The following is a 26,968-nucleotide window of genomic DNA, read 5'->3' as shown; positions in this document are numbered from 1 at the left end:
GCGAAATGGGGGGCGGAAAAATAGCCTCGATGGCATCACCCGTGAAAATCTATTCACTATACAGGGTTAACTGTTGTAGTTTTGGCGCCAGTCTCTCGTACAGCCTGCATGAATCGCTCACGTTTTCAAAAAGTCATCCTGTTTTTCGGCAGAGAACCGGTACTGCTCACCGTATATGGCCTGATCACCCTGCTGGCCAGCATTCAGCAGTATTTGTTGACGCCCGTTTCCGTTGCCGGTAGTGAACAGGTATATACGCATTACAACAACTATATCATTTTCAGGAATTCGTTCTTCCACCTGCTCGGCAATCAAAACCTGTACACCTACTACCTGGCCGAACAGTGGGATCTGTATAAGTACTCACCTACGTTCGCGCTGCTCATGGCCCCGCTGGCGTGGCTGCCTAACTGGCTGGGCCTCTTTTTCTGGAATGCGCTCAACACGCTGGTCCTTTTTTTTGGTATCAAACATCTGCCCCGACTGGCCCGGGAAACAACCGTCAAACTGAGGTGGTTTGTTCTGATCGAGTTGCTGACCTCCATTCAAAATTCGCAAAGCAACGGGTTGATTCTGGGTATGCTGATCTGGAGTTTTATTTTTCTGGAGCGGGGGCAGCTGATCTGGGCCACCCTGTTGATGCTGGGCAGTGTTTTTATAAAAATCTTTGGGGTCGTAGCGTTTATGCTGTTCCTGCTGTACCCCCGCAAACCGGCAGCCGTGGCGTATACCCTGGTCTGGACCCTGATTTTACTACTGCTACCCCTGGTGGTCATAACGGGCCCGCAACTGCTAAACCAGTATCAGAACTGGTGGGTCATGTTACAGGCCGACCATTCAAGCTCACTGGGTTATTCGGTCATGGGCTGGTTATCTACCTGGTTTTCAGCAGAACCTCCCAAACTACTCGTCGTTGGGCTGGGAGCGGTATTACTCCTTGCTCCGCTGGCCCGCTTGTCGCTCTATGCCGACTACGGATACCGGCTGCTGCTGCTGGCTTCGGTGCTGATCTGGGTGGTTATCTTCAACCACAAGGCCGAGTCGCCGACCTTTATTATTGCCATGGGGGGCGTGGCCATCTGGTACTTCACCCGCTCAGCCACCGCTCTGGACCGGGTACTCGTTTTACTGGCTTTTGTCTTTACGTCACTCTCGCCGACCGATGTTTTTCCGGCCGGCCTGCGCCAGTCATTTGTTGAGCCTTATGTCTTCAAAGGTGTGTTCTGCATGGCCATCTGGGCGCGGCTGACGTATAAACTCCTGACTTATGACAAGAAGCCAACTCGCCCGGAATTGATACCGGTTTGAGCAATACGAGCTAAAAAGGGTTGAATTTTGAGCTAGATCGCCTACTTTAGTCTGGTGAATCGTTGTCAAGCTAATCAGATTCTAAGCAGCGGCTAAGTAGTTTCTAAGCAAATTTCGATTCTTTTGGGCCAAACTTGACGGCCTGAACGAGTCATTCCTGTTTCAGAAAAAGACGGCCTGGAGCTGCAAAGAGTCTGATCCTGCAGAACGCCTTTTGGTCGTGACGTAGACAAGGACAGCCAGTTGACTACGTATTTTATCAGCAACCTGTTAGTACTCCGCTATGAATACTTCTTTTTTCGGTGCTCCCCCCATTTCATTAGACCAGCTTGGTCCCGTCGAGCAGTCGGCACCCAACCTTATTCTGTGGGCTGTCCCTTTTATGATTTTGTTTACCGCGATCGAGATGATAGCGGCCTACGTGGAAGAAAAGCCGTTTTATGAACGCAAAGAAACGGTTGGCTCGGTGCTGGTAGGGCTGGGGGCGCTGGCCGTAGGGGCTGCCACCAAACTCGCGCTGCTGTATGCCATCGTCTGGATCTATAATGCCCTTCCCTGGCGCATGGAGCTATCCTGGTGGACGCTGCTTCCCTGTTACGTGATTTTTGACTTCTTCAGCTACTGGGCGCATCGTATCTCGCATGAGCAGCGGTTCTGGTGGGCAACCCACGTGGTACACCACTCCGGTGAGCACTATAACCTGAGCGTCTCGTTCCGGCTAAGTTGGGTACAGCATCTGAAAATTATATTCTTCCTGCCGGTGGCGCTGATCGGATTTCACCCGGTTATTTTCTTCACCACCAACCAGATTGCTGTTCTGTTTCAGTTCTGGGTGCATACGGAGTACATTGGAAAACTGCCCCGCTGGGTCGAGTATGTTTTCGCGACGCCCTCGAACCACCGGGTTCACCACGGTTCGCAACCTAAGTACATTGACAAGAACTACGGTGCTACCTTTATTTTCTGGGATCGGTTGTTCGGTACGTACCAACCCGAAGAAGAGCGGCCGATTTATGGCATCACGACCAACATTGAACAAAAAGGCAACCCGTTTCATATCAACTTTCACGAGTTTGCCGACATGGCCCGCGATGTAAAGAATGCCCGTGGTCTGCGCCAGAAGCTGTTCTACGTGTTTGGTAGCCCTATCAAAATTGCCGAGACCAAGCAGGCTGGTGAGGCCAAGCCCGAACCCGCAGAGGTACCGTCGGTTGCCTGAAAGGCCATACTCGATACTATACGATAACCCAGTCTGAGCCTTTGACGTCATAGGCCCAGACTGGGTTATTTCGTGACCTGGTGGCTATCTTGAATGGTTATCCCCGGCTGAGGAGCGTACATGCCAGCGCGATCAGGGCCGGTACCGCCTGAATAAAGAAAATAGAACGTTGGGCGGTTAAGGACCCAAACACGCCGGCCACAATCACGCATCCCAGAAAAAAGCAGGCGACATATACCTGCCAGATCGGGTCCTGAATCAGCAACGACCAAACCAGACCAGCCGCCAAAAAACCGTTGTACAATCCCTGATTGGCCGCCAGTGATTTTGTCGGCTCGAACAGTTCGGGCGGGAATGACCGGAAAGTTTTTCGACCCCGGGTTGTCCAGGCAAACATTTCCAGCCAGAGAATGTACAGGTGTTCAACGGCAACCAGTCCAACGAAAATCTGAGCGGCTACTTTCATGGCACGATGGGTTTAGATGCATACACAAAGCTACGGCTAAGCGGATCGGGATCGACCTGGGCTTTACCGATGAACAAGGGTACGAATTTTGTCTGCTAAACGAGCTAGATCGGTAAATAAATGCTAAAGACCGCGCCACGGCCCGGATTACCTGTCGCCTTTATAAATCCGTCGTGGTTCAAAACCACTTTCTTCGCGATGGCCAGCCCTATGCCGGTTCCGGGGTAATCGGTTCGGCTATGGAGCCGTTGAAAGGCGCCGAAAATTTGATCTGCGTAGGCCTGATCAAAGCCGATGCCGTTGTCCTGAACCTCGATCAGATTATAGGTTGGCCGGGCAGTGATGGGCCTAAACTCGACGGGGAGCTCGTGGGCCTGAACCGTTCGGCTGTGTATGATGATGTGGGGCGACTCGCCGGGGCGGGTAAATTTGATGGCGTTGGTCAGCAGGTTCTGGAAGAGCTGGCTGATCTGGCTTGCGTCGCAAACGACTTCGGCCATGGGGGTAACCTCGATACGGGCGTTTGTCTCGCTGATGACAACTTCGAGGTCGGTCAGCACAGTCTCAACAATGTCGTTCAAATTATTTTTACGGAAGGTGTCAGGCTGTCGGGTCAATCGAGAATAGTCGAGCAGGTCATTGATCAGCGCCGACATGCGGACCGACGCGTTTTTCATTCGATTGAGCAGGTCGGTTCCGTGGTTCCCGAGTTGCGTGGCATAGATCTCGATCATCATGTCGCCGAACTGCTGAATTTTTCGGAGTGGCTCTTGTAGATCGTGACTCGCTACGTACGAGAATTCGAGCAGCTCCTGGTTCGAGCGCATCAACTCCTGATTAAGCGTGACCAGCTCACTGGTCTGATGCTTCAGCACAAGCTGCATCTGTTTGATGGACGTAACATCAGATGTAATAAGCACCAGCCTGTTTTCATACCGGCTCACCGCCAGATCGAACCAGCCGTCAATCCCGTTCCAGGTATAGGCTAGCTCTGACCGTTGGTATGGCTGGCCGGTATGCAGCACCCTCAGGTATTCGTCAAACAATGCCCTTGCGTTGGGAAAAAGCTGGAGGTAGGAAACCGGCCGGGGCAAATCGGGCGGTAAGGCCCCCCCATACATTTCCCGTAGCCGGTTGTTGACATACACGAAGTTAAGATCGATTACCTGACCCTGCTCGTCAGTTACCGGTTCAAAAATGGCAACCCCTAGCTGAGTTGAATCAAGGATATGGCGGAGAAACGTAGGTTCATTGATCAAAGCGGAAGGCAAACCAGACATAGGCAATAGAATTTGAATAATCTACTAAAGTAGAAGGGTAAGGTTTAGGTTCCGTCCGATAGTTTACTGAATGGTAACCTGCCGAATAAGGGAATGGCCAGCGCGGTAATCTAATGTTTTTCTAAGATTAGGTTAAGTCCATTCTAAGTAGTTGCCCCGTAGTTTGTTGGTTATCACCGGTTGATCAACGAATAAGCCCATGTCCTTACTTCTCCGACTGCTGAAACCGCTGGCCATTCTTACGGTTTTTGCCTCTCTCTTTTCCGTTGTGCAGCTATGCAGAGCTGTCAACATGCTGCGCAAACGCATACAATTTGGTGGATTTCTGGTTTATACAAGCAGAAAGGACGGATAACTGGGGGCCGGAGGCCGGGTTTTTGGTCAATCTGTCGACCGTTGTCAAGTTCTCAATTCACGTTAATGAAAAGCATTATGGGCCAGGTAGAGATAAACAGACGAACACTCGGGGTTACATTCGATGCCGAGCAGAAAGCGAAGATACATCTATGGGCTCCGTATGCCGGTCAGGTGGCCGTCACCATCAATCGCGACAGCCTGACGCTGCCGCTCACCCGCTCTGAATCGGGCTACTGGTCGACTGAAACAGACCAGCTTAAGCCTGGCGATCGGTATTCGTTTGTCCTTGAAAACGAAGAAGAGTACGCTGACCCGGCCTCGCTGGTTCAACCGGATGGGATTTACGGCCCCTCCCAGGCGTTCGATACCAGCGCCTTTTACTGGGAGGATACCTGCTGGGTTAATCCCCCTTTCGACGAGTATATCATTTACGAACTGGATGTATATACGTTCTCGGCCGAGGGTACTTTTATGGGCATTGCCGACAAGCTCGGGTACCTGAAGGCGCTGGGGGTAAACGCCATCGTAGTACGACCCGTCACGCCTTTTCCCGATGCACAGAAGGGGCATCACCCGGATATTTTCATGTATGCGGTGCAGGCTTCCTACGGCGGGCCGGGCCAGCTGCAGAAACTGGTCAACGCCTGCCATTACGAAGGCATCGCCGTAACCGTCGACCTGTCTTACAACCACGTCGACCAGCAAAAGCAGTATCTGGAAGACGTAGCCGCGCGTTGCACCGGATCGGATGATCGCAGTCGTCGCCAAACGGGTAACAACGGTCGGGCCTGGCGGCAGGCACGCCGGCAATACATCGTTGAAAATGCGTTGATGTGGCTGCGTGATTTTCACGTAGATGCCCTTCGGTTAAACGATCTTCAGGTATTGCTCGATGCGGAAGCCATTCTGAGCGACATCCGGCAGCAGGCCGATGCGCTGACCGGCTTAACAGGCCGTCATTATTACCTGCTGGTCGAAGATAGTCCCGAACAGGAAGCCGAACCGATGGCTGGGGGGCGCCCCGTCAAAGCAGACCAGGCGTATCGGAATTACTACGAAACCGACGGGCATACGAAGAAAGCCTACCGCGAAGACTTTATCTACGACAGGCAGTTCTCCTCGGTGCTCCGCGAACTGTTTGGCCGGGAGGCCGAGACAATCGTTAGTGAGCCCAGCGTGATGTTTACCCGCCCTCACGAAGCCGGACACGCACTCTCGGCAACCGAGGAGGGGGGTGACCAGCCAAGCTTCGAGTCCATGAAGCTCATGGCTGGCTCCATCCTGGTGAGTCCTTACGTGCCTTCCCTGTTCATGGGCGACGAATGGGGCGGGGCTAATCCCTTCGCCGTTCTGACGCCTGCCGAGGGCGGTACGGAGCCCTCTGCTGACACCGATCCTAACCCCGCCGGTTCAGACGCCCAGGCCGGTGAGACGAACAAGACGCTGTATGCTTACTATCAGGCGTTGACCCGCCTTCGTCGACAGCAACCGGCTCTGTATCATCTGAATCGGAAACAAACCTCGGTCAATCAACAGCCCGAGCAGGAAACGATGGTGGTTCACCGCTGGTACGAACGGAACGATGTTCTTTGCCTGATGAATTTCTCGGAAGAGAAACGGGACATTGCCATCCCTGCCCTCAACACCTACTGGCATAAGCTGATCGACTCGGCCGATCCGGCCTGGCTCGGACCCGAAGCCGGGCCCGAATGGTTGTCGGACGGTGATACAATTACCCTGCAACCCGAGTCGATTTTAATTTATAAAGGCTGCGACCAGCCCGACCCGCAGGCCTGCGCCGATTAACTCGTCAGCGTCTGGCCCGTACTGATTGGTAATTAGGGGCGCTGCGTTCAAACACAGCGTCTGGGAAAAGGTTAACTAGGTACGACCTTTTCTACTCAACATCTTCTGAATGAATCATTTATTTATTAGCTGCTCTGTCGTCTGTTTTTGTCTGGTAGCATCGCTTACCCGGGCGCAGCAGCCGTCGCCCGCTTCGCTTAGGCAGGCGCTGGGTATGGCACCCGATACGCTGCAGCCCGTAACCCCAACTCGCCCCGATACAACCCAGCTCAACTCGGCCGATCGTCCCGACACGGTACGGCAGTCGATACCCGGTAACGCTGGTACAAGCCTGCCCGCTACCCGGGATAGTAGCCAGACGTCACCGGTACCGACTCAGCCAGGTCAATCGGCTGGTGAGGCTACGGCCGCAATAGGAACCTTACGGGGCCGTTTGGTAACCGTGCAGGGCGGGAAAAACCAACCTATCGAATTTGCCAGTGTAGGCGTGTTCCGCACCCGCGACTCCAGTTCGGTAACGGGAGGACTGACGGATGAGAACGGGTATTTCAGTATCGCCAACCTGAGCCCCGACGTTTATTACATTCTCATTCAGAGCCTGGGGTATGCCCCCAAGCGGATTCCCCGAATTACGGTAACGGCCGCCAATGCCACCGTTAACCTGGGGAACGTCATTATCACCGAAACATCGCAGCAGCTGGAAGAGGTCGTTGTTCAGGGGCAGCGGCAGGCCTACGAATACTCACTCGACCGGAAGATTGTGAATGTCGACCAGCTGCCCATTGCGCAGGGCGGCTCGGCGGTCGATATTTTGCAGAACGTACCGTCGGTTACGCTGGATGTGGATGGGGTGCTGAGTCTACGGGGGAGCAGTAACGTTATTGTGCTGGTAGACGGGAAACCATCGGGACTAACGGGTTTGGACCGGCAAGCCATTCTGGAACAGATTCCGGCCAGTAACATCGAGCGCATCGAAATTATCACCAACCCCTCGTCTCGTTTCGACGCCGATGGGGCCGCGGGGATCATTAATATCGTGCTGAAGAAAGAGCGGGCGGCTGGCTTCAACGGCACCGTTCAGCTAAACGTAGGTACGCGCGATAAGTACAATGCGTCGATCAATCTGAACGCCCGCTTCAAAAAGCTGAACCTGTTTGGTAGCTACAATTTCCGGGAAGACCGGCGGTTTCAGTACCGGATCTCGGACCGGCAGAACCTGTTTACCGATTCGACATCGTTCCTGGCGCAGCGCAACGATGCGGTCAGACGCCGGGTCAATAACAACCTGCGTCTGGGCTTCGACTATACGCTCTCAGAACGGGACAATATTACGGTGTCGGCACTTTACCGACCGGGGTACAGCTACGACAGCGAGGCAGAAACCTTCGATACGCAGGACGAAAACCGGCTTTCGCTCGGGCAAACCTATCGTACCAACGAAGAACGCGAACCCGAACGGGGGCTTGACTACACACTCGGTTACCGCCGGACTTTCCCGAAAAAAGGGCGCGAGCTGTCGTTCGATGCTACCCTGTCGACCAACAAAGGGACCGAATTTCAACGGTTCACGAATACGACAACCCTGCCCGAAACGCTGCTCACCCCCAATTTCCTGATCGGCGATCAGCGGGCCACCAACGACCGTGACAACCGGGTTGGGGTATTGCAGCTCGACTATGTAGAACCACTGAAAGGCAAAAAGCGGCTGGAGGGAGGGCTTAAATACACCACCCGCCAGCTGGGTGCCAACTACGTGTTCGAAAACCTGGAGGGTCAGGATTGGGTGCTGAACCCCGGTATCAGCAATAATTTCATCTACGACGAACAAACCAGTGCTGCCTACGTAAATCTGGGAAATGAACTGAAAAAATTCAGCTACCAGGTTGGGCTACGGACCGAATACACTAGTATCAGTACCGACCAGCGGACTACCAGCCAGCGCAACACCACCGACTATATCTATCTGTTCCCGAGCGCCTTTGTCAATTACAACCTGAGCCAGGCCCAAAAGCTTCAGATCAACTACACCCGGCGAATCAACCGGCCGTCGGTCCGGGTGCTGAACCCGTTCATCGATCTCTCGGACCCACTCAACATTCGGTTCGGAAATCCCTTGCTGAATCCTGAACTGATCAACTCCTTCGAGCTGAGCCACCTCTGGAATGGGAAAAGTACCTCGCTGACGTCGTCGCTGTTTTTCCGACAGACCAATAACGAGATTACAAACTACCGCATCCTACGCGAAGATGGTATAACGGAACAGACGTCGCTAAACCTCAACCGGTCCCAGAATTACGGGCTGGAGGTGGTTCTTAACCAGGACATTACTCGTTGGTGGAAAGCCAGTGGAAACTTCTCGTTTTTTCAACGATCGATCCTGGCCAGCGCCGACGTGCCCGACATTCTCTCCCGGACCAACCGGAGCTGGACCGGCCGGGTAACGTTTGATCTGAAACCGACCCGGCAAACCGCCATTCAGCTTGTGTACAACTACCGGTCGCCGTTTCTGGTGGCGCAGGGGACAATCAATAGTTTCACAAACGTAGACCTGGGCGTTAAACAAACGGTTCTGAAGGGGAGGGGTACCTTATCGCTGCGGGTCAGCGATGTGTTCAACACCCTCCAGTTCCAGAGCGACAGTTTCGGACCCAATTTTCTGGCGACGAGCCTCAGCAAACGCGAGAGCCGGATCGGATTTATTGGGTTCAGCTACCGTCTGAGTCGTCAGATCAGCCGGGAGCAGGAGCGGGATAACGATGATCGTCAGCCCGACAATCCGGCCGGCGATCCGGACTTTTCAAATTAGCAGGGCCGATCCGGGGCAGACGCATTAGTTCGTTACTGTCCCGGATTCGAGTCATAATATGTAGTTAATCCGCTTCTAAATCGTGTAAGCGAGATTTGTAAAAAAGCAACGTGCCAACTGAATGAAAGTATCAAAGCCATTGTTTAAACGCCTTCTTATTGTTTCATACCGTCTGCCGTTTACCATAAAGCAGACCAAAGAAGGCCTGGAGCTTGTGCAGAACTCGGGCGGTCTGGTTTCCGCGGTGCTGTCGATGGCCGAGCGTATGGGGAACAACCCCGACGGTCAGGCTACCAAAATACACTGGGTGGGTCATGCCGACCCGAAACTGAAATCGATCGATCAGTCGGTCTTCGAAAACGAGACGTTTGTAGCCCATCCGGTCTTCATGGACGAAGCCGTGCATAAGGGGTTTTACGAAGGGTTCAGCAATGACCTGATCTGGCCCCTCTTTCACTATTTTCCGTCCTACGCATCGTTCAGCGAGCCAAATTTTGATCATTATCAGCAGGCCAGCACCCGTTTTCTGGAAGAACTCGACCAGCTGATCGAACCCGGCGATCTGGTCTGGATTCATGATTTCCAGCTTATGCTATTGCCCCGGCAGGTCAGAGAGGCCCGGCCGGATGCAACTATCGGGTACTTTTTCCATATACCCTTCCCGACCTACGAAATTGTTAAACTGCTGCCCCGCACCTGGCGGCAGGCGCTTATCGACGGGCTGCTGGGGGCTGATGTGATTGGGTTCCATACCGCCGATTATGTACAGCACTTTATCCAGAGCGTATCGGAGGTGCTGAACCTGCCCATTATCGGGAACCGGATCGTGTTGCCTGACCGGACGGTGGTGGTGAACGATTTTCCGATCAGTGTCGATTTCAACAAGTTCAACAGTTCAGGGCAGGAGCCGGCTGTCATCGACACCCGTCATTTTTACCACTCCGAGCTGCGGCAGAACAAAATAATTTTCTCCGTCGATCGACTCGATTATACCAAAGGGATTACCTCCCGGCTATTGGGGTACGAGCGATTTTTGAACCAGAACCCCGACTGGCACGACAAAGTAACGTTCGTGATGACGGTGGTGCCCTCGCGCGACAAGATCGAGCAGTATCAGGAAATCAAGCGGGAGATCGAAGAAACCGTCGGGCGGATCAACGGGCTATTCGGCAGTATTGGCTGGCGGCCTATTGTGTACTCCTACGCATCGATGACGTTTACCGAACTGATGGCCCTCTATACCCTCTGCGAGGTGGCGCTGATAACCCCCATCCGGGATGGGATGAACCTGGTCTGCAAGGAGTTTGTGGCCAGTCGGCAAGACAACCGGGGGGTGTTGATCCTGAGTGAACTGGCTGGTGCCGCCCAGGAGCTGAAAGATGCCCTGATCATCAACCCGACCGATACGCAGGAGGTAGCCGATGCCATCAAACAGGGGCTACACATGGCTCCTGAGGAGCAGGAGCGCCGGATGCAGCGCATGCGTCATCACTTACAGAATTACAATGTTTTTCGCTGGAGTCACGATTTTCTTATGGCCTTTGACGAAGTTCCGGGCAGTCAGCCAGGTCTGGAAACAGACCTGGTACTGAGCCCTTTCCTGACGGCGTTTGCCGAAGCACAACAGCGACTGTTGTTGTTCGATTTTGATGGTACCCTGGCTCCGATTGTCGATGATCCGGCTAGTGCACGTCCTTCCGACTCCCTGCGCGAGTCGCTCTCCCGACTGGCCGAGGCCACCGACCTGGTTGTGATCAGTGGCCGCAACCGGGCGTTTCTGGAAAAAACCTTCGACTCGATACCCGTCCATCTGGTAGCCGAGCATGGCGCATTCCTCAAAAAGCCCGGACAGCCCTGGGAGCGACTCGATTTGTCGGCCGGCGATTGGGTGGAGCCGATCCGGATGGTTATGAACCAGTTTGTCGACCGGTTTCCCGGCTCGTTCATTGAGGAGAAAGAAACGGCCATAGCCTGGCATTACCGGCTCGTTGAGGCCGATGATGTAGACACCCAGAGTGTAGAACTGGCCACTCAGCTCCGCGATGTCAGCACCTCCACGCCACTGGCCGTCATTCAGGGCAATAAGGTTGTTGAAGTGAAGCCCTCCCTGCACAGCAAAGGAACGGTCGCTCTGTCGATCTTCGAGCAGATTCCCTACGACTTTATCGTCAGCATTGGCGATGACACCACCGACGAAGACATGTTTCGGCAATTACCTAACTGGGCCTACACCCTAAAAGTCGGCTCTGGTGCATCCTACGCGCGCTATCGGCTGGCCCGCCAGCAGGATGTTGAAACCCTGCTCAAACGCATGAGCGACGTGCTGGTTACGGCCTGACAAGCGGGCGGCTGCTCACTCGACCAGTAGTTTGACCCGCTTGCTCTTGGTACGACTCTGGAGCCAACGCTGAATCCGGTTTCGCTCCGCTGCCGAATGACGCCGGCTAAACCGGGCGTAAACCAGTAAAACGGTGTCCGGTTTACTGCTGTTGCTGTTGACGACCAGCGACCGGGCCGCGGTGAACGTACGAACGTCTGGCATGAGTGTCTTTAGCTCGTTACGAAGGTCTTCAACCGGCAGCAGCCCCGTCGACTCACTCAGTTCGATGCGCTGACGTAGCGAATCGATGACCTGATCCTTGCGGGCAATGGAAGCCTGGCTGTACTTGATGACCTGGTCAGTTACGGTATTGGTAATGGCATCGACATCAACTTCGGCATCTTTAAAGCTCCCCTGACGAACAACCAGGTTTACGTTGCCCAGGCCATAGCCGGGCAATTTAGCGCGTAAGAGGTTGATCGAGTCTTTGGGTAGGGGCTCGCCTACCATGGTCAGCTCGAGCAGGCTCTGCTGCCGGTTGTAGCGGGCGGTGTAGTTGATGACCTGCCGAAACTGAAAATTACACTCGTTGGTAACGAACCGCTGGGCGACCTGCTCAAAGATCGTTTTGCGAACAATCTGGTAACCCAGGTAACTGCTGGGAACTACCACCACCAAAACGGCCAGCCAGATTGTTGTTCGTACCCGGCGTTCAATTTCTGGAGAAGCATACGCTTTCTGGTGATAGCCGAGAAAACGAACGATCAGTAACGTGGCCAGGCTGATACAGACGCTGTTGATCAGGAACAGGTAGAAAGCTCCGGCAAAATAATACAGGTTACCGTTGGCCAGCCCGTAGCCAGCCGTGCAAATAGGCGGCATCAGGGCCGTGGCGATGGCCACTCCGGGAATAACGTTTGTTACTTTTTCCCGGCGCGACCCGGCCACGATGCCGGCCAGTCCACCGAAGAAGGCAATGAACACATCCCATACTGTTGGCGACGTGCGGGCCAGCAGTTCGGACTGGGCCACGTGGAGGGGACTGACAAAAAAATAGGCGGTTGAAGTGAGCAAACTGATAAAAACGGCGATGCTGAGATTCTTCAGCGCCCGGCCGATCATGTCGAGATCGTTGATGCCGACGCCGAGGCCTATACCCATAATGGGTCCCATCAGCGGGGATATGAGCATAGCCCCGATGATGACAGCCGTTGAATTGACATCCAGACCAATCGACGCGATAAAAATGGCAAAGATGAGTGTCCAGAGATTGATGCCTTTGAACTCGATTCCCCGGTTGATGGACTGGATCACATCGGCTTCGTTGTCCTTGTCGTCGTCGAGGCTGAATCGTTCGCGCAGTACCGTACCAGTCCGGGTAAACAGATCCGGTCGTTTCGTTGACCGCTGGTTAAGAGGGTTTGTCGTCATTGCACAGGAAAAGACACGCCTGCATGTCTCAATTTAATGAAGTAATGTACTCGATTTAATTCAAAAATAGTTTTCGCCTATGGACTTATATACACTCATTACCCTGTTGATTGTTACGGCCGCGCTGTTTGCGTATCTGAATACGCGCTTTTTAAAACTGCCCGATGCGATCGGTATTATGGTGGTTTCGGTCAGTTTTTCTCTCTTTTTCATTGCTGTACATTCGGTTAGGCCGGAGCTGTTTACGCTGGCGCGCGAAACGGTAGCCAGCATTGATTTCAACTGGGTGCTGTTCGATGTGATGCTTAGTTTTCTGCTCTTCGCGGGCGCTTTTCATACCAATGTGGCTCTGTTACGGGTCGAGCGTCGATCGGTTATTCTATTTGCGTTTGTCGGGGTGTTGTTGAGTACGGCGCTGGTCGGCACGGGATTATACTACCTGGCTGCCTGGCTGGGCTTCGGACTGAGCTATCCGCTTTGTCTGCTGTTTGGTGCCCTGATTTCGCCCACCGACCCGATTGCCGTATTGGGGATTCTGGCCCGTTTCCGACTACCCGACAGCGTGAAGCTGAATATTGTGGGCGAATCTCTTTTTAACGACGGCGTGGGCGTAGTTGTGTTCGCGTCGATCTACCGGATCGTACTGGGCGGATCGGGCAGCAGCGTTAGCCCTGGCGAAATTGGATTACTTTTTTTGGAGGAAGCGGGCGGTGGGCTGCTCTATGGCCTGGCACTCGGGTACGGTATGTACCGGCTACTGCGATCCATCAACCACTACCAGACGGAGGTAATGCTGACGGTGGCCGGGGTAATGGGGGGAAGCTTACTGGCGCAGCAGCTGCACGTGTCCGGCCCGCTGGCGATGGTGGTGGCTGGCCTTTTTGTGGGCGACCGGGCCCGGCACTACGCCATGAGTGATCAGACCGAAGAGTATGTCGATAAGTTCTGGGAGCTGATTGATATCATCCTGAATGCGCTGTTGTTTGTGCTAATTGGCGTGGAGCTGTTGATTATCGACTTCGATTCTTCGTACTGGCTCATCTCTATCCTCTCAATCGTGCTGGTTCTTGTTTGTCGGTACATAGCCATCTGGCTGCCCTATCGACTGGCGCGTCCCTGGCTTACCCTCGACAACAAAGCGCCGATCATGATGACCTGGGGAGGTCTGCGGGGCGGAATTTCGGTAGCCCTGGCGCTTTCGATCAGCAATGAGGTGCCCGATAAAAACCTGATCGTGGCCATTACCTATGTAGTCGTGCTGTTTTCGGTGATTGGGCAGGGCCTCACCTTGGAGCGTCTGATCCAGCGTTTGTACCGGGGTATCTGAACTGGGCACCATGGGTAGACTCCCAGTCAGAAGGGATTTTGTCCTGCCTGACTGGCAGTCTACACAATGAGTTTACAGGTCGATTTTGTAGGAGATTTATTTAGAATAATTAAAAATTATTTTTAATTCTCGCATTTGCCTACTTTTTTTGTGCGCTAATTAAAGCGCACCACCATGAGATCAGTTTATTTTTTCCTGTGTATACTCATTACCATTTCCTCAGCTAACGTGCTGGCTCAGATGGGCTCGGCTGTTCGGGGGAATGTCACTACCGCCGATGGTAACCCAGCCGAAGGCATCACCGTTACACTAGGTTCAACGGGTCTGGGCGCCCTAACCAATAGCCAGGGCGATTTTGTCATCAACCGGGTCAAAGCCGGTACATATTCCATTCGCGTATCGTCGGTCGGATTGAAAACCGCCGAGCAAACCATTACCGTTACGGCCGGAGAAACCACAACCGTGTCGTTCGTGCTGGCTGAAAATGCAGCTCAACTGCAGGAAGTCATCATCAGCGCGGGCCAGATAAACCGATTTTCGCGCACCTCGAGTGATTATGTGTCGAAGATGCCGCTGAAAAACCTGGAAAATCCGCAGGTCTATACCTCGGTCGGGAAGGAGTTGCTGGCCGAACAACTGGTTTTCTCGGTCGATGATGCCATCCGGAACGCGCCGGGTGTACAGCGGATGTGGGAAGCAACCGGCCGCTCGGGCGATGGGGGTAGTTTTTACAACAGCCGCAGCTTCATTCTGCAGAGCTCGCTGAGAAATGGCGTGGCCGGCTACGTATCGAGCGGTATCGATGCGGTCAATCTGGAAAAGCTGGAAGTCATCAAAGGCCCTTCGGCTACCCTGTTCGGGAGTGCGCTGACGTCGTATGGCGGGCTGATGAACCGGGTAACCAAGAAGCCCTACGAAACGGTTGGCGGTGAGGTCACCCTGGCTGGCGGTAGCTACAATTTTAACCGGGTAAGCCTGGATGTAAACACGCCCCTCAACGCGTCGCGTTCGTTGCTGCTGCGCGTCAACACTGCCTACAACTACGAAGGCACCTTCCAGACCCAGGGCTACAACCGCAGTTTTGCGCTGGCGCCGAGTCTGATGTTCAGACCGAACGAGCGGTTATCGATTTTGCTCGACGCCGAGATCACCCGGGTGCAGAGTGTCGGCAAACAAATGATATTCTTCTACTTTCCGGCCGACCAGCTGGGTGCCACCCGCGCCGATCAGCTGAACCTGGACTACCGCAACTCCTACATGGGTGACGGTCTGTCGTTGAATTCGAGAAGTACCAACTTGTTCGGGCAGATCAACTACCGCCTGTCGCCTACCTTCACCACCTCTACAAACATTACCTCGAGCCAGAGTTTCTCCGACGGCAAGGGCGCTTACTTTTACCTGGTACCGGACAACGTAGTAACGGGTAACCCGGCCGATGCGGGCAAGGCCAATTATCTGACCCGGGCCGATCAGTCGACAGACAATAGCCGGAACGATGTGTTCGAGGTGCAGCAGAACCTGAACGGTGATTTTCGAATCGGTTCACTACGCAATCGGGTGGTTGTAGGTCTCGACTTCCTGCGCATCAACTCGAACCAGCGTTTCTTCGGCAGCACGTTCGATGCAGTGCCACTCAACGTGCCGGGCTTCGACTATAGCCGTTTTAGCGGGAGCCGTATGGACTCGATCTACGCCAGCGGTCCTCCCCAGTTCACGTACCCTATTATCAACAAGCGCAACATTTACAGCGCCTACGCATCGGATGTGCTGAACCTGACCGATCAGCTCAGCGTGCTGGCCGCCCTACGGGTCGATCATTACGACAACAAAGGCGGTTCGGAAGGGGGAGCCGTAGCCGCTTTTCAGCAAACCGCTCTTTCGCCGAAATTCGGTCTGGTTTATCAGCCCGTGAAAGATGTGGTTGCCCTTTTCGCCAACTACCAGAATAGTTTCAACAACCGGGGTGTCTACAACGCGTTTGATCTGCAGGCTCCGGACAGCACCAGCCAGCGTCAGGCTAAGCTGGAGCGGGCTAACCAGGTAGAGGCCGGGGTTAAACTGGACGCTTTCGGAGGTAAACTCAGCACGACCATCAGTTATTACTCGATTCGCGTAAACGACATCCTGCGTACCGATCCGAACCCGCTGGCTGCCGCCCGCTTTGCCCAGATTCAGGACGGGGTTCAAACCAGCAAGGGCGTAGAGATGGAAGTGATTGCAAACCCGGCCCGGGGTCTCAACGTAGTGGCTGGCTTCAGCTACAACGACGCCAAACTCGTACGGGCCGATGCCGACGTAAACGGCCGCCGACCTTCAACCGCTTCATCGCCTTATCTGGCCAATTTATGGGTCAGCTACCGGCTGCCCGACAATCTCATCAAGGGGCTTGGCGTGGGCGTAGGTGGTAACTACGCCAGCGATAATAAAATTCTCAATAGTATCAGTCAGGGCGTATTTATCCTGCCTGCTTATACGATCCTGAACGCATCGGTCTTCTATACCTACCGAAAATTCCGCGTGTCGGGTAAGGTCGACAACTTCACCAACCAGCGCTATTGGGTCGGCTACACAACCGCTAACCCGCAGAAGCTGAGGAATTTTGCGGGTAGTGTAAGCTATACATTCTAAACAACTACCGTCAGCCCGGAAAGTCTGGGCTGACGGTCTGTTTCTAACCGGTTACGATTAGCCATGATGAGCACCACAAAACAGATTAAAGCCTGGTTTCTGATTCATAAATGGACCAGCCTCATCTGCACGGCGTTTTTGCTGATGCTTTGTTTGACGGGCTTACCCCTGATATTTCATGAAGAGATCGAGCATATGGAGGGTAAAGCGCCTTTGGCACCGGTCCTGCCTGCCGGTACTCCCCAGGTGCCGCTGGAGAAACTGGCCGAAAAGGCCCGTCAACATTACCCGAACAAGGTAATCCGCTACACCTACTGGGACGAACACGAACCGAACACGACTACTTTCACCCTGTCTGACTCGATCACGTCGCCTGCCGATGATTACACCCTGCTTATTCTGGACAGCCGGACCGCTCAGGTTCTCGAAGAACCGGCCGTTAAGGAAGGCTTTATGTACATCATGCTTCAGCTGCATGTCGACATGTTTCTGGGCCTGGGTGGTAAGCTATTTCTGGGGCTGATGGGTCTGCTGTTTTTCGTGGCCATCCTATCGGGTCTGATGCTTTACAGCCCCATCATGCGCCGGTTCAACTTCGGTATGATCCGGACCGAAAAATCAACCCGGCTCAAGTGGCTCGACATGCATAATATGCTGGGTGTGGTCACCGTCATCTGGGCCTCGGTGGTTGGCCTGACGGGGGTGGTCAATACCCTGGCCGAAGTGGTACTGGGTTTCTGGCAACAGGGCCAGCTGGCCGAGATGGTAGCGCCCTACAAAAACGAAGCACCATTAACGGGCCAGCTCAGTCCGCTCGATAAGGCGATGAAAGTAGCGCTCCGTACCGCTCCCGACATGAGTCCGTCCTTTATCGCCTATCCGGGTACGCCTTATTCCAGCCAGCACCATTATGCGGTATTCATGAAGGGAAATACGCCCCTGACCGAGCGACTGGTGAAACCGGTACTCATTGACGCCAAAACCGGTGCCCTGACCGACGTTCGTACTATGCCCTGGTACGTCAACGCCTTCTTTCTGTCGCAGCCGCTTCATTTCGGAGACTATGGTGGGTTGCCGCTCAAAATTATCTGGGCGGTCTTTGATCTGATCATGATCGTCATCCTGATCAGCGGCCTGTATCTCTGGTTTGCCCGGTACAAAGCTACCCAGGCCCAGCTCGCCAGAACCCTGTCGAAACGCGACAGTGCGGTAGATGAGCAGGAAATTTTATCCCTCAACCTGGAAAAAACGTCGGCCCATGAAGCGTGAATTCTGGCACATCTGGACCATACCCCTGGTACTGAACGTCCTGGGCCTGATTGGCCTGATTGCGGCCCTGGTCGGTAACGACGGCTGGGACATCCTGTCGTGGATTAGCCTGGGCATCCCACTGGTCGTTACGGCCTGGTATGTGACAAAGCCCCGCCCGTCCCGGCCGCGCCCGGCCGGCCGACGGACCTAGCTCGCCTTGTCAGTGGCGCGTCACGTCGGCCTGTAATGTGCCCGCCAGCCGGTGACCGGCCCAGGCAACCTGCTGTTCGGCAACCGGTTTTACGGTGGCTACGTAGTCGGGAGGGAGAACGGCCCCTTCGGTCCCGGTGCCCGGAACGAGTGCCCCCTGTCGGTACGCCAGCGATCGGGCCAGGTCAAAACTTTGGGTCGACCAGGCCTGAATGGCCGGTTTTCGCCCCCGTATCCGTTTGCGGTTCGGGTGGTTCTTCAGCAGTTCGATGGCCAGCTGGTCAGCCGCCCGAAACTGATCTTTCCCCAGCAGCATACCGTCCCAGAACGAGTGGAGGTTTAGGGTCGGATTGCTCATGCTCACCTTGATTTTGAACAGATTGCCGCCCCGGTCGCCTTCCGGAAACTGCGGGCTGATCAGGGCTGCCGTGTGGAGCGGCATATGGACATCCCCCGCCAGGTGAAACAACCAGCAAAGAGCAATCGATTTCGCGCTGTCGGGCGCGTCGCTTTGCAGGATCTGCTGGTTCAGGGCAAACGCCTGCACAATATTTTCGCCCGTGGCCAGCGACGAATCGGTGCGGGCAATACCCAGCGACGGATTGTAGATATAATTGATAAAATGCCAGGTGGCGTGGTCGTTTGGATTATTTTGACCCCGTATGTCGTCGGGCCAGCGCGCGGCCAGCATGAACAAATACCTGTCTTTTTCTTCAGGGGAAAGGGTGGTGTCGGCGAGCATCGGTGCCCAGCGCGTTTTCACGTCGGGGTGCTGCCGAAGTAAGCTTAGTACGTGGGCCAGCGTTTTTGGCGATTTCTGCTTTAGGTCGCGGTAGGCAATGGCGCCGATCGCCATGTGGGTCGGCTTGTTCCAGCCGTAGGCCTGAATGGTAATCGATACAAAAACCAGCCATAGCCAGTTTTTTTTCACGGTTAGTTTGTTGGTCATGAGGATAACTGAATCGGGTTGCAAAGGTAAAACCCTTACCACCAGCCTACCAAACTACAGGTGATGAACAGATGTGGCGCCAACGCCTACCTGTTTGTAGTCAGCTGGTTAAAGTCGGATACAGCGCAGAAATAAATGCGGATGCGCGAAACGTAGCCGGATGTCCAATGGGGTGGTATCGTCAAAAAACGACTCAACCCCAGTTCTCGCCGGGGTTGAGTCGTTTTTACGGGGTGTTTGTACTCATGCACAATAACGTCAGCAATTTGTGTTAGCAGGAATGCCGCGTTGAGTGATACAGATGCGGAGTCTTGCTAACATCCAGATGCCGAGGGCAAAAGAAGGCCTTCGAAAGAACGAGCTGGGTTTCAGGAAACTGTCGTTGCCGCCATATCGTCGACCAGCGTGCGCCAGCTGGTCAGTTCGGGCTTACCGGGTTTTCGTTCACCAAAGATGAGCGCCACGTTCTGCCCGTCTTTGTCAAAAAGCTCCAGGCCCGTCACAATGCCGTCCGTAGTTGGTTTACGGGTCAGCCAGACCTGATCGACGCGGGGTTCATTCAGGTGCAGATTAAACGTGGGGTCTAGTACATTGAACCAGGGACCCATGGTTACGAGCTTATGAACAGGCCCGGTATGAATCTGAATGCAGCCGGGGTTTGATACGAAAACCATGATGGATACCTGCCGGTCAGCTGCCTCGGCGAATACCCGTTTTAACACCTCCATCGACAGCAACTGAGCATGACCTTCGGGGGCCAGCCGTAATCCCTGCTGACGCCCCACCCCGTACTGACGAAGCAGGCTGAAGAATTCGTGCGTATCCTTCATGTGGAGCCAGCCGTGCCGAAATCCGCTCACGTCGATGTCCGTGTCGTCCTTGTCTATCTCTTTGGGAGCCGGGGGTAACAGGGTCAGTTCGGCCGATTGCTGGCTATCCTGAAAGCGGGTTACCAACTGGTTGTAGGCGGCCTCGTCGGAGCGATCGGTGAGATAGATTTTATGCACGGCCTGTCCCTGTGGGTCGAAGAACTGCAAACTTTTTCGGCCGTTTTCCTGCACTGCAAATCCCCACTGCCAGCGGTTCATAAAAAGCCGCAGGTCTATATCGGGACCTAGTACCAAACCTACGTGGTTCGAGAATGATACGTTCTCATATACGCCCTTGCGTTCATGCACCAGCACATCGTTGCGGGTAAGCGCCATCACGTAGCCTAGCGAGGTAACCTGTTTGAGCAGCTCACGAAAATCGCCGGTGAGTCGGGTAACGGTTTCTCCAAGGCCTGTAACGAGCAATTCGGCTTCACTGACCCCGAGTTGTTGAGCCGCATCACGAATTCGGCTTTGGGGCTGCTGCTGGCGTAAATCGGTCCAGCGTGCTTTGAGAGATAGGAGGTCGGTTGTCATAAATGATACAGATTATTGTGTAAAAGCGGATGAAAAGGTGGGTACAGGAACAATCAGTGGGCAGTGATGACAGGGGTTCTCGAGCCGTTTAACCGGAAGGCCGAATACATGCTCCACCAGGGAAGCCGTCAGCACGTCGTTGGGCGTACCGTAGGCTTCCAGTTGGCCGGCCCGCAGCATCAGTATCTGATCGGCGTACTGGGCGGCCATGTTCAGATCGTGTAAAACAGCTAGTACGGCAAAACCCTGCTGCGCCATTTGCCGGGCAACGTCCAGTAGCTGATGCTGATGGAGCAGGTCGAGGCCGGTGGTTGGTTCGTCGAGCAGAAGTAAGCCGTTTGGTACGGCCCAGACCTGAGCCAATACCCGGGCCAGCTGAACCCGCTGCTGCTCCCCACCCGACAGGGTCGATACGATCCGGTTGCTGAACGCCTGCATGCCTACCGTTTCCAGTGCCGCTTCGGCAATCGAATAATCGGCGGGGGAGGGGTGAGTTCCGTAATGAGGGTAACGCCCCATCAGTACCAGCTCGTGGACCCGCACCGGAAACGCCAGGGTGTTTTGTTGATGCAGCATGCCCCGGCACAGGGCCAGCTGCTTACTGCTGTATGCGCTCAGCGGGGTAGCGTGTAGCGCGATGGTTCCTGCGGTGGGTTTCTGCTCACCGGCGCATAGCTTGAGCAGGGTTGACTTCCCGGCGCCGTTTGGTCCGACAATGGCCAGCAGTTCGCCCGCCCGGGCCTCGAATGACAGCTGAGTCAATAGCGTTCGCTGGTTTGTTCGGAAGGTTAGATTCTCGACGGTCAGCATGGTCAGGAGCGGGTTCGTTCGTTGATTAGCATCCAGAGAAAGACGGGCGTTCCGAGTAAGGCGGTCAGGATACCGATGGGTAGTTCAGCCGGGGCCACAATGGTTCGGGCGAGGGCATCAGCACCGGTCAGCACGATAGCCCCGCCCAGCGCTGAACCGATCAGAACCCGCCGGTGATCGGCTCCGGCTACCAGCCGGATCAGGTGGGGAATGACCAGGCCGACAAACCCGATGATGCCCGCCACGGCCACCGAAGTACCCACCGCGAGGGTGCTCAGTACGATTACCTGGCGCTTCAGGCCCGTCAGGTTTACCCCCAGCATGGCCGCCTGACTTTCGCCCAGCGACAACAGATTGAGCGACTTGGCCAGCCGCGGCAGACCAACCAGCACCACCCCCGTAAAGGGCAGCAGCGCCAGTACGGTGGTCCAGCTGGCCCCGCCCAGACTACCGAGCGACCAGAACGTGATGGTCCGTAACTGGTCATCCGTGGCCATGTACGTGAGCAGACCCGTCAGCGCACCTGCCAGCGCGTTGATGGCTATACCGGCCAGCAGCATGGTCGTAACGACCGACTGCCCGGCTACCCGGGCCAGCCGGTAAACGAGTAGGGTAGTACCGCAGGCGCCCAGAAAAGCAACGAGCGATAGGGCATAATACCCCAGCAGGCCACCCAGTTGCTGAAAAAGGGTAAGTTCCAGGACGATCATGCAAACGGCGGCCAGCGAGGCCCCCGATGAAATACCGATCAGCCCAGGGTCGGCCAGCGGATTGCGGAATAAGCCCTGCATAGCCGCACCAGCTACCGCCAGCCCCGACCCGATCAGCAGACCCAGACAGACCCGCGGCAGGCGAATCGTGGTCAGGATTGCCGTTTTCATTTCGTCAGGTGCCGCAGCCAGTCCAACACAATGACCAGCCATGGTCAGCACCTCGGCAGGGGAAATGAATACCGCACCGACACCGACCGACACCAGGACAGTAGCCAGCAGGCCCGCGACCAGCACCGGCAGGAGCCAGGGTCGGCGCACGGCCGGCAGCGATTCGGTTGGGGTAATCGGTTTACGGGTTATTGGCTGGTCGGTGTATAGCTGCTCGATTGCCATGGGTCAGAGTGTGCCCGAGGGGCTGATTTTACGGGCCAGCTCACTAATCGCTTTTCCCAGCCTGGGGGTAAAGCCCGTGAGTAGGTGACCATCCATGGTCACAAATCGTTTTTGCTTTCCTGCGTTGGTCTGGACCACGCCCGGAATGTCGAGCAAGCCCCGGGGCCCGCCTAAACTTTCGAGCCCACTGTCGAAGAGGAGGATAATGTCTGGGTTGGCAGCTACCAGCGACTCGGTTGTCAGCGGCTTAAACTCGTCGAACTGACGGGTAGCATTCTGGCCACCGGCCAGTTCGATCATTTTCTCGACCGGTGTTCCCCGACCTGCTACCAGCATGGTTCCCGCTCCCCGGGCGTAAATAAACAGAACCTTTGGTCGACCCGGCGCTGCCTGCACCCGGGCCATATCCGACTCCAGCCGCCGGATGACGGCCCGCGCCTTGCTGGGTACCCGACAGATGGCCGCTATATCGTTGATTAGCTTTTTGGTGCCTTCGACTGAAAACTCCTGTCTGAAGGTAATCACCTGCACCCCGGCCCCCCGTAGCTGGTCCAGAACGGCTGGTGTGGTGCCCGCTTTCTCGGTGGTCAGTACGAGTGTCGGTTGCTGAGCCAGCACGCCCTCGGCAGAAACGGTCCGGTTATGACCTACTTTAGGGAGTTTTTGCAGGCTTTCGGGATAGGTACTCGTCACGTCGACGCCCACCAGCCGATCCTGTAGCCCCAGCTCATGCAGAATTTCGCTGACGGTGCCGTCGAGCGAGACGATGCGGGGCGCCTGCGCCGATGTGGCCAGCGGTACCGCCATGATCAATGCGAAAACAAAGCGCGCCAGCCGGCAAAGGATTGTTGGTTGAATGATAGCCGTCATAATCAGAGGATGGTTAGGAGAGTCGCTGACTCAGATCAAGAATGCGTTGTGCTTCCAGAACCGGGGCCGCTTCGGTCAGTAAGGCGCAGAGGTTCGTCAGGTCATCTTCCGAAAAAAGTAGGAAGTAGTTCGGCATGGGCGTTGGCAGGAGCAGCTCCTTCCCGTGGGTCGTACCGAACGGCTGCATGGCCAGCCGGTCAAAGATCATTTCGGCAAAGGCATCGAACTGGTCAAGGGACAGGCAGAAAAGCGAGTTATTGAACGCCACATTGACCACGCGACACTCGTCACACATACCTACATACCCAAACTCGTTCTGCGCAAAACTTCGGAAGTAGTGTCTATGGTTCATAGCGGTAAGCGTCGTTTTGTTGAGCGGTTTGTGCCTAAGCGGGCAGCCAGTACAGATCACGAACCGGGCTGGCTGCCACGCCGAGGACTTTGGGTTGCCGCCGGGGCGGGGTTAGTTAAGTTTCATCGAACCGTTGGGCTGGTACAGGTACCGGAAGGTATAGAACCGCGACCGGTTGGCTGACGTTGGCGCGGCTGGCGCATTCTCGTAATAGCTCAGAATCTCGACCTTGGCGTACTTGTTGTCGCCCGTACGAATCACCAGCACCCGCCCCGGAATTGGCGTAACCAGGTTAGTGGTGGAGTTGTAATTATACCAGCCCGCCCCTGACACCGACGGAATGGCCAAACTCGATGGACTCTGATCCTGCGCGAACGTGGCCGAGGTGGGTATGGTCGTCAGTTCATCGAAGGTGCCTGTATATACATATGCTCCGCCCTGGCCGGACCGGATTGGGCCCCCGTTGACGATGATCGAAGTACCCCGGAAACCGATGTCCCATTTGTTACTGGCCGAGTCGGTGTTGACTACGGTTTTGTTATCTCTGAGGTTAAACAGCGTGTATTTGCCGGTGCTGAGTGGTGGTTGGCCAGTCGTTGAACTGGGGGTGGTAGGATCGGCAGGCAGGTTCGTTACCGTCTGCGCCTGTACTGGCAGCACTGGCGCGGTAGAGGTGTCGTCGTCATTACAGGCCTGGAGCATTGACATAGCGGCTACCAGAAGTAAAACGGGATACGTAGTTTTCATAAGAGTATGAACTGATTAATTGGATTTACTTTTCCTAATGGCCCAGTCCCAGCGCAGGCTGGCGTACCAGAGCTGCCCGGCGAGGGTTGGAATGGATGACGGATCGGTATAGCCCGTCAGGTTATCGACCCCGGCCTGCAGGGTCAGTTTTTTGATTGTTTTAGCGGCTGTCAGGTGCCAGGTCGTATAACCGCGCACATATTCGCTGGCTTCGTCCAGAATCAGGTTGCCATTCCGGTCGGCCAGGCCGTAGCGACTCCGGTAAATGCCCCGCAGCGAGGCCGATACACCGGATTTGGTCAGTTCATAAAAGAGTTTTACGTTAGCCATGTGCCGTGACCGGTTCAGCAGCCCTCCGTAGTCTGACCGGTTGACGCGTTCGGTAAGCAGGGTTTCCGGATTCCGGCGGAACACGTCCCCGTTTCGGATGCTCGACACCACGGCCTTGTCTTTGGCTTCGAGGAGCTGATACCCACTGCTGATCGTCAGCTGGGAGCCCCCCAGTTCGATTCGGTAGCTGCCATCCAGTTCGATGCCCTGGGTGTATACCCGGCTGAGATTCGTATAGCTGAACACATTTTGCCCGTTGGTTTTGCGGGCCACGACCTGGGTTTCGATCAGGTCGCGGATGTCGTTTCTGAATAGATTTGCGCTGATCCGAACGGGGATGTCGTGGGCTTTGCGCAGGTCGAGCACTGCCCCCAGATTTACCGCCACTGAACTCTCTGCCCGGATGGCCCCAAATCGGCCCGGATCGATCAGGACTTCGGCAATCTGACCCTGTTGCTGCAAACGCGCGATACCCGCAGCTACCTCCTGGGTACCAAACACGCTATACCCCGCCACCGCATTGTCGAAGTTGAGATAGAGCTGGCGGAAATCGGGCGCCTTGAACCCGACACCTGCGCTAGCTCGTATAGCCAGGCCTTGGTTCAGCTCATAACGGGCCGACAACTTGGGGCTGAACTGCGAGGCATACTGGCTGTGGGCGTCGAAGCGGCCTCCTGCAATGAGCGTCAGTCGGGTCGACGGCTGCCACTCGAACTGAGCCAAACCGTAGCGGGTACTGAACTGCTGGCGGCCGGGATAGCGGGTGGCTTCAACGCCTTCGCCTATATAGCCGGCTCCCAGCGTCAGGTAATGCCGGTTTCGGACGGTGCGCTCCGTGACAATCTCTACCCGGTCGAAGTTCTGCCGAAAATAGCTGTCGTCATAAGGAGCCTGGGTATCCTGATACGCCAGCTTAGTGGTGGTGTGGTAGCCCGTGTGGTAATACCGGTAGGTCAGCTTCCAGGTATCCGTTAGCTGCTGGGTCAGTACCGGGTTTATGGAGTAGTCGCGTACCCGGCCGGTGCCCGAAACCAGCCGCTGATCAACGGTGGCCAGCGAGTTGTCCTGCTGTTCCGTGAAGAATCGACCTGATATCCCCAGTTTCAGGCGGGGACCGAAGCTCGTGGTGAGCCGCCCGCTGGTGGTGTAATTCAGAAAGGGAGACACGGTGGTGCCCGGCGTTTCGGGGCTGAGATCATACCCACCCGACTGGTACCGATTACCGAACAGGTAAAGACCGGTTTTGCCGGAGCGCAGGGATATATCGGTGGTCAGGTCGCTGGTCTGGTTAGCACCGTACCGACTCGAAAGACTACCCCGCACCCCCTCCGCCGGATTGGCGGTGATGATGTTGACCACACCGGCCAGGGCTTCGGAGCCGTACAGACTGGACGAAGGGCCTTTAACTACTTCGATCTGTCGGATATTACCCACTGTTAGCCGGCTCAACTCGAGCGTACCGGCTGTACGGCCTACCAATGGCTCTCCGTCTACCAGAATCAGGGTATAGTCCGGTCCGAATCCCTGCACCTGCAGCCCCTGCCCGTGATCGTTGACGATAGCCAGGCCCGTTTGCTCCCGTAAAATATCGTTCAGTCGCAAACTCCCTGATTGCCGGATCTGCTGCTGCCCTATCAGGGTAACGGGCATCGGCAGCGAACCGACGTGCCGCTCGGTTCGGGTTGCCGTAACGACAACGGGGTCTAGCTGTTTAGTACGACTCGTGTCAGCTGCCAGATCGGGTGCCTGCTCAATGGCCAGAAGAAGTAGAATCGATAACATGGTGAATAGGTTGGCAGTGAGGTGATTGCACAGGCGATGTTGACCGTAATCCGAATCATTTCTGTACAGGTCCGCTGCAAACGTATTCGTTATTTAAAATTAATCCAAATAAAAACTGAGTTATTTAGAATTATTACAAACAAACCTTGGGGTAGTATATATATAAGTCGATAGTTTTTTGTTTTAAATGAATTAGCTGTCGATTTT

At 55.1% G+C, this 26,968-nt stretch carries 20 protein-coding genes; 9 read left to right on the top strand and 11 right to left on the bottom strand.

All coding sequences use genetic code 11. The features are described 5' to 3' along the window. Nucleotides 1-108: 108 nt before the first annotated feature. Nucleotides 109-1,308 carry a glycosyltransferase family 87 protein gene (locus tag FBR45_RS21870; RefSeq protein WP_138506299.1) on the top strand — a complete coding sequence of 400 codons (1,200 nt, stop codon included), beginning with the start codon at nt 109-111 and terminating at the stop codon, nt 1,306-1,308. 283 nt (nt 1,309-1,591) lie between these two features. After that, nucleotides 1,592-2,527 (top strand): sterol desaturase family protein, encoded by a 936-nt coding sequence (locus FBR45_RS21865; protein WP_138506298.1) that lies wholly within the window; start codon nt 1,592-1,594, stop codon nt 2,525-2,527. 97 nt (nt 2,528-2,624) lie between these two features. Here FBR45_RS21865 and FBR45_RS21860 read toward each other — a convergent pair whose 3' ends face one another. Continuing rightward, complete coding sequence (locus tag FBR45_RS21860; RefSeq protein ID WP_138506296.1) at nt 2,625-2,993, bottom strand: DUF1304 domain-containing protein; 369 nt, start codon at nt 2,991-2,993, stop codon at nt 2,625-2,627. Nucleotides 2,994-3,097: 104 nt separating this feature from the next. After that, on the bottom strand, nt 3,098-4,273 hold the full coding sequence (locus tag FBR45_RS21855; RefSeq protein WP_138506294.1) for a sensor histidine kinase: 1,176 nt from the start codon (nt 4,271-4,273) through the stop codon (nt 3,098-3,100). 420 nt (nt 4,274-4,693) lie between these two features. On the opposite strand from FBR45_RS21855, the gene FBR45_RS21850 reads away from it, so the two are divergent. The 3 genes from FBR45_RS21850 to FBR45_RS21840 all read left to right on the top strand — a co-directional run bounded on the left by FBR45_RS21850 (nt 4,694) and on the right by FBR45_RS21840 (nt 11,580). Continuing rightward, complete coding sequence (locus tag FBR45_RS21850; protein ID WP_171044936.1) at nt 4,694-6,436, top strand: alpha-amylase family glycosyl hydrolase; 1,743 nt, start codon at nt 4,694-4,696, stop codon at nt 6,434-6,436. Nucleotides 6,437-6,545: 109 nt separating this feature from the next. Then, nucleotides 6,546-9,242, top strand: a complete 2,697-nt coding sequence (locus FBR45_RS21845) for a TonB-dependent receptor domain-containing protein (RefSeq protein WP_138506290.1) — start codon at nt 6,546-6,548, stop codon at nt 9,240-9,242. Between the two features lie 121 nt (nt 9,243-9,363). Continuing rightward, nucleotides 9,364-11,580 (top strand): bifunctional alpha,alpha-trehalose-phosphate synthase (UDP-forming)/trehalose-phosphatase, encoded by a 2,217-nt coding sequence (locus FBR45_RS21840; RefSeq protein WP_138506289.1) that lies wholly within the window; start codon nt 9,364-9,366, stop codon nt 11,578-11,580. Between the two features lie 15 nt (nt 11,581-11,595). Here FBR45_RS21840 and FBR45_RS21835 read toward each other — a convergent pair whose 3' ends face one another. After that, entirely contained in the window at nt 11,596-12,993 is a 1,398-nt protein-coding gene (locus FBR45_RS21835; protein ID WP_138506287.1) for a DUF389 domain-containing protein, read from the bottom strand. A gap of 79 nt (nt 12,994-13,072) precedes the next feature. Here FBR45_RS21835 and FBR45_RS21830 point away from each other — a divergent pair, with 79 nt between their 5' ends. The 4 genes from FBR45_RS21830 to FBR45_RS21815 all read left to right on the top strand — a co-directional run bounded on the left by FBR45_RS21830 (nt 13,073) and on the right by FBR45_RS21815 (nt 18,410). Next, nucleotides 13,073-14,320 (top strand): cation:proton antiporter, encoded by a 1,248-nt coding sequence (locus FBR45_RS21830; protein ID WP_138506285.1) that lies wholly within the window; start codon nt 13,073-13,075, stop codon nt 14,318-14,320. 174 nt (nt 14,321-14,494) lie between these two features. After that, nucleotides 14,495-16,948, top strand: coding sequence for a TonB-dependent receptor (locus tag FBR45_RS21825; protein WP_138506283.1), 2,454 nt, complete (start codon nt 14,495-14,497; stop codon nt 16,946-16,948). A gap of 63 nt (nt 16,949-17,011) precedes the next feature. After that, nucleotides 17,012-18,217, top strand: coding sequence for a PepSY-associated TM helix domain-containing protein (locus FBR45_RS21820; RefSeq protein ID WP_246082338.1), 1,206 nt, complete (start codon nt 17,012-17,014; stop codon nt 18,215-18,217). Then, complete coding sequence (locus tag FBR45_RS21815) at nt 18,207-18,410, top strand: hypothetical protein (RefSeq protein WP_138506281.1); 204 nt, start codon at nt 18,207-18,209, stop codon at nt 18,408-18,410. The genes FBR45_RS21820 and FBR45_RS21815 overlap by 11 nt, the downstream gene beginning before the upstream one ends. A gap of 9 nt (nt 18,411-18,419) precedes the next feature. Here FBR45_RS21815 and FBR45_RS21810 read toward each other — a convergent pair whose 3' ends face one another. From FBR45_RS21810 to FBR45_RS21775, 8 genes are all read right to left on the bottom strand, one after another. Further along, nucleotides 18,420-19,358 (bottom strand): S1/P1 nuclease, encoded by a 939-nt coding sequence (locus FBR45_RS21810; RefSeq protein WP_138506279.1) that lies wholly within the window; start codon nt 19,356-19,358, stop codon nt 18,420-18,422. Between the two features lie 368 nt (nt 19,359-19,726). Further along, nucleotides 19,727-20,764 carry a hemin-degrading factor gene (locus FBR45_RS21805; RefSeq protein ID WP_138506277.1) on the bottom strand — a complete coding sequence of 346 codons (1,038 nt, stop codon included), beginning with the start codon at nt 20,762-20,764 and terminating at the stop codon, nt 19,727-19,729. 12 nt (nt 20,765-20,776) lie between these two features. Beyond that, the gene (locus FBR45_RS21800; RefSeq protein WP_138506275.1) at nt 20,777-21,574 is read right to left on the bottom strand and encodes a heme ABC transporter ATP-binding protein; all 798 of its coding nucleotides are present in this window, start codon (nt 21,572-21,574) and stop codon (nt 20,777-20,779) included. A gap of 2 nt (nt 21,575-21,576) precedes the next feature. Beyond that, complete coding sequence (locus FBR45_RS21795) at nt 21,577-22,680, bottom strand: FecCD family ABC transporter permease (protein ID WP_138506273.1); 1,104 nt, start codon at nt 22,678-22,680, stop codon at nt 21,577-21,579. Nucleotides 22,681-22,683: 3 nt separating this feature from the next. Further along, entirely contained in the window at nt 22,684-23,550 is an 867-nt protein-coding gene (locus tag FBR45_RS21790) for a heme/hemin ABC transporter substrate-binding protein (RefSeq protein WP_171044935.1), read from the bottom strand. A gap of 13 nt (nt 23,551-23,563) precedes the next feature. After that, nucleotides 23,564-23,902 (bottom strand): DUF6686 family protein, encoded by a 339-nt coding sequence (locus tag FBR45_RS21785; RefSeq protein ID WP_138506271.1) that lies wholly within the window; start codon nt 23,900-23,902, stop codon nt 23,564-23,566. A 111-nt stretch (nt 23,903-24,013) separates the two neighbouring features. Then, a complete protein-coding gene (locus FBR45_RS21780) occupies nt 24,014-24,649 on the bottom strand; it encodes an HmuY family protein (RefSeq protein ID WP_138506269.1) in 636 nt (211 codons plus the stop codon). 15 nt (nt 24,650-24,664) lie between these two features. Then, a complete protein-coding gene (locus FBR45_RS21775; RefSeq protein ID WP_138506267.1) occupies nt 24,665-26,761 on the bottom strand; it encodes a TonB-dependent receptor plug domain-containing protein in 2,097 nt (698 codons plus the stop codon). Nucleotides 26,762-26,968 lie beyond the last annotated feature (207 nt).

This window comes from Spirosoma lacussanchae (assembly GCF_005870035.1).
In the GTDB taxonomy this organism is placed as follows: Bacteria; Bacteroidota; Bacteroidia; order Cytophagales; family Spirosomataceae; genus Spirosoma; species Spirosoma lacussanchae.
Note: the sequence above shows the minus strand (reverse complement) of the source record. Positions and strands in the feature narration are given on the sequence as shown.

Bases quoted from the DNA above. Each gene is read 5' to 3' on its own strand.
- FBR45_RS21855 (WP_138506294.1), bottom strand. From the start codon at position 4,273: ATGTCTGGTTTGCCTTCCGCTTTGATCAATGAACCTACGTTTCTCCGC.
- FBR45_RS21830 (WP_138506285.1), top strand. From the start codon at position 13,073: ATGGACTTATATACACTCATTACCCTGTTGATTGTTACGGCCGCGCTG.
- FBR45_RS21850 (WP_171044936.1), top strand. From the start codon at position 4,694: ATGAAAAGCATTATGGGCCAGGTAGAGATAAACAGACGAACACTCGGG.
- FBR45_RS21825 (WP_138506283.1), top strand. From the start codon at position 14,495: ATGAGATCAGTTTATTTTTTCCTGTGTATACTCATTACCATTTCCTCA.
- FBR45_RS21845 (WP_138506290.1), top strand. From the start codon at position 6,546: ATGAATCATTTATTTATTAGCTGCTCTGTCGTCTGTTTTTGTCTGGTA.
- FBR45_RS21780 (WP_138506269.1), bottom strand. From the start codon at position 24,649: ATGAAAACTACGTATCCCGTTTTACTTCTGGTAGCCGCTATGTCAATG.
- FBR45_RS21785 (WP_138506271.1), bottom strand. From the start codon at position 23,902: ATGAACCATAGACACTACTTCCGAAGTTTTGCGCAGAACGAGTTTGGG.
- FBR45_RS21800 (WP_138506275.1), bottom strand. From the start codon at position 21,574: ATGCTGACCGTCGAGAATCTAACCTTCCGAACAAACCAGCGAACGCTA.
- FBR45_RS21775 (WP_138506267.1), bottom strand. From the start codon at position 26,761: ATGTTATCGATTCTACTTCTTCTGGCCATTGAGCAGGCACCCGATCTG.
- FBR45_RS21810 (WP_138506279.1), bottom strand. From the start codon at position 19,358: ATGACCAACAAACTAACCGTGAAAAAAAACTGGCTATGGCTGGTTTTT.
- FBR45_RS21790 (WP_171044935.1), bottom strand. From the start codon at position 23,550: ATGACGGCTATCATTCAACCAACAATCCTTTGCCGGCTGGCGCGCTTT.
- FBR45_RS21860 (WP_138506296.1), bottom strand. From the start codon at position 2,993: ATGAAAGTAGCCGCTCAGATTTTCGTTGGACTGGTTGCCGTTGAACAC.
- FBR45_RS21815 (WP_138506281.1), top strand. From the start codon at position 18,207: ATGAAGCGTGAATTCTGGCACATCTGGACCATACCCCTGGTACTGAAC.
- FBR45_RS21835 (WP_138506287.1), bottom strand. From the start codon at position 12,993: ATGACGACAAACCCTCTTAACCAGCGGTCAACGAAACGACCGGATCTG.
- FBR45_RS21865 (WP_138506298.1), top strand. From the start codon at position 1,592: ATGAATACTTCTTTTTTCGGTGCTCCCCCCATTTCATTAGACCAGCTT.
- FBR45_RS21805 (WP_138506277.1), bottom strand. From the start codon at position 20,764: ATGACAACCGACCTCCTATCTCTCAAAGCACGCTGGACCGATTTACGC.
- FBR45_RS21870 (WP_138506299.1), top strand. From the start codon at position 109: ATGAATCGCTCACGTTTTCAAAAAGTCATCCTGTTTTTCGGCAGAGAA.
- FBR45_RS21840 (WP_138506289.1), top strand. From the start codon at position 9,364: ATGAAAGTATCAAAGCCATTGTTTAAACGCCTTCTTATTGTTTCATAC.
- FBR45_RS21795 (WP_138506273.1), bottom strand. From the start codon at position 22,680: ATGGCAATCGAGCAGCTATACACCGACCAGCCAATAACCCGTAAACCG.
- FBR45_RS21820 (WP_246082338.1), top strand. From the start codon at position 17,012: ATGATGAGCACCACAAAACAGATTAAAGCCTGGTTTCTGATTCATAAA.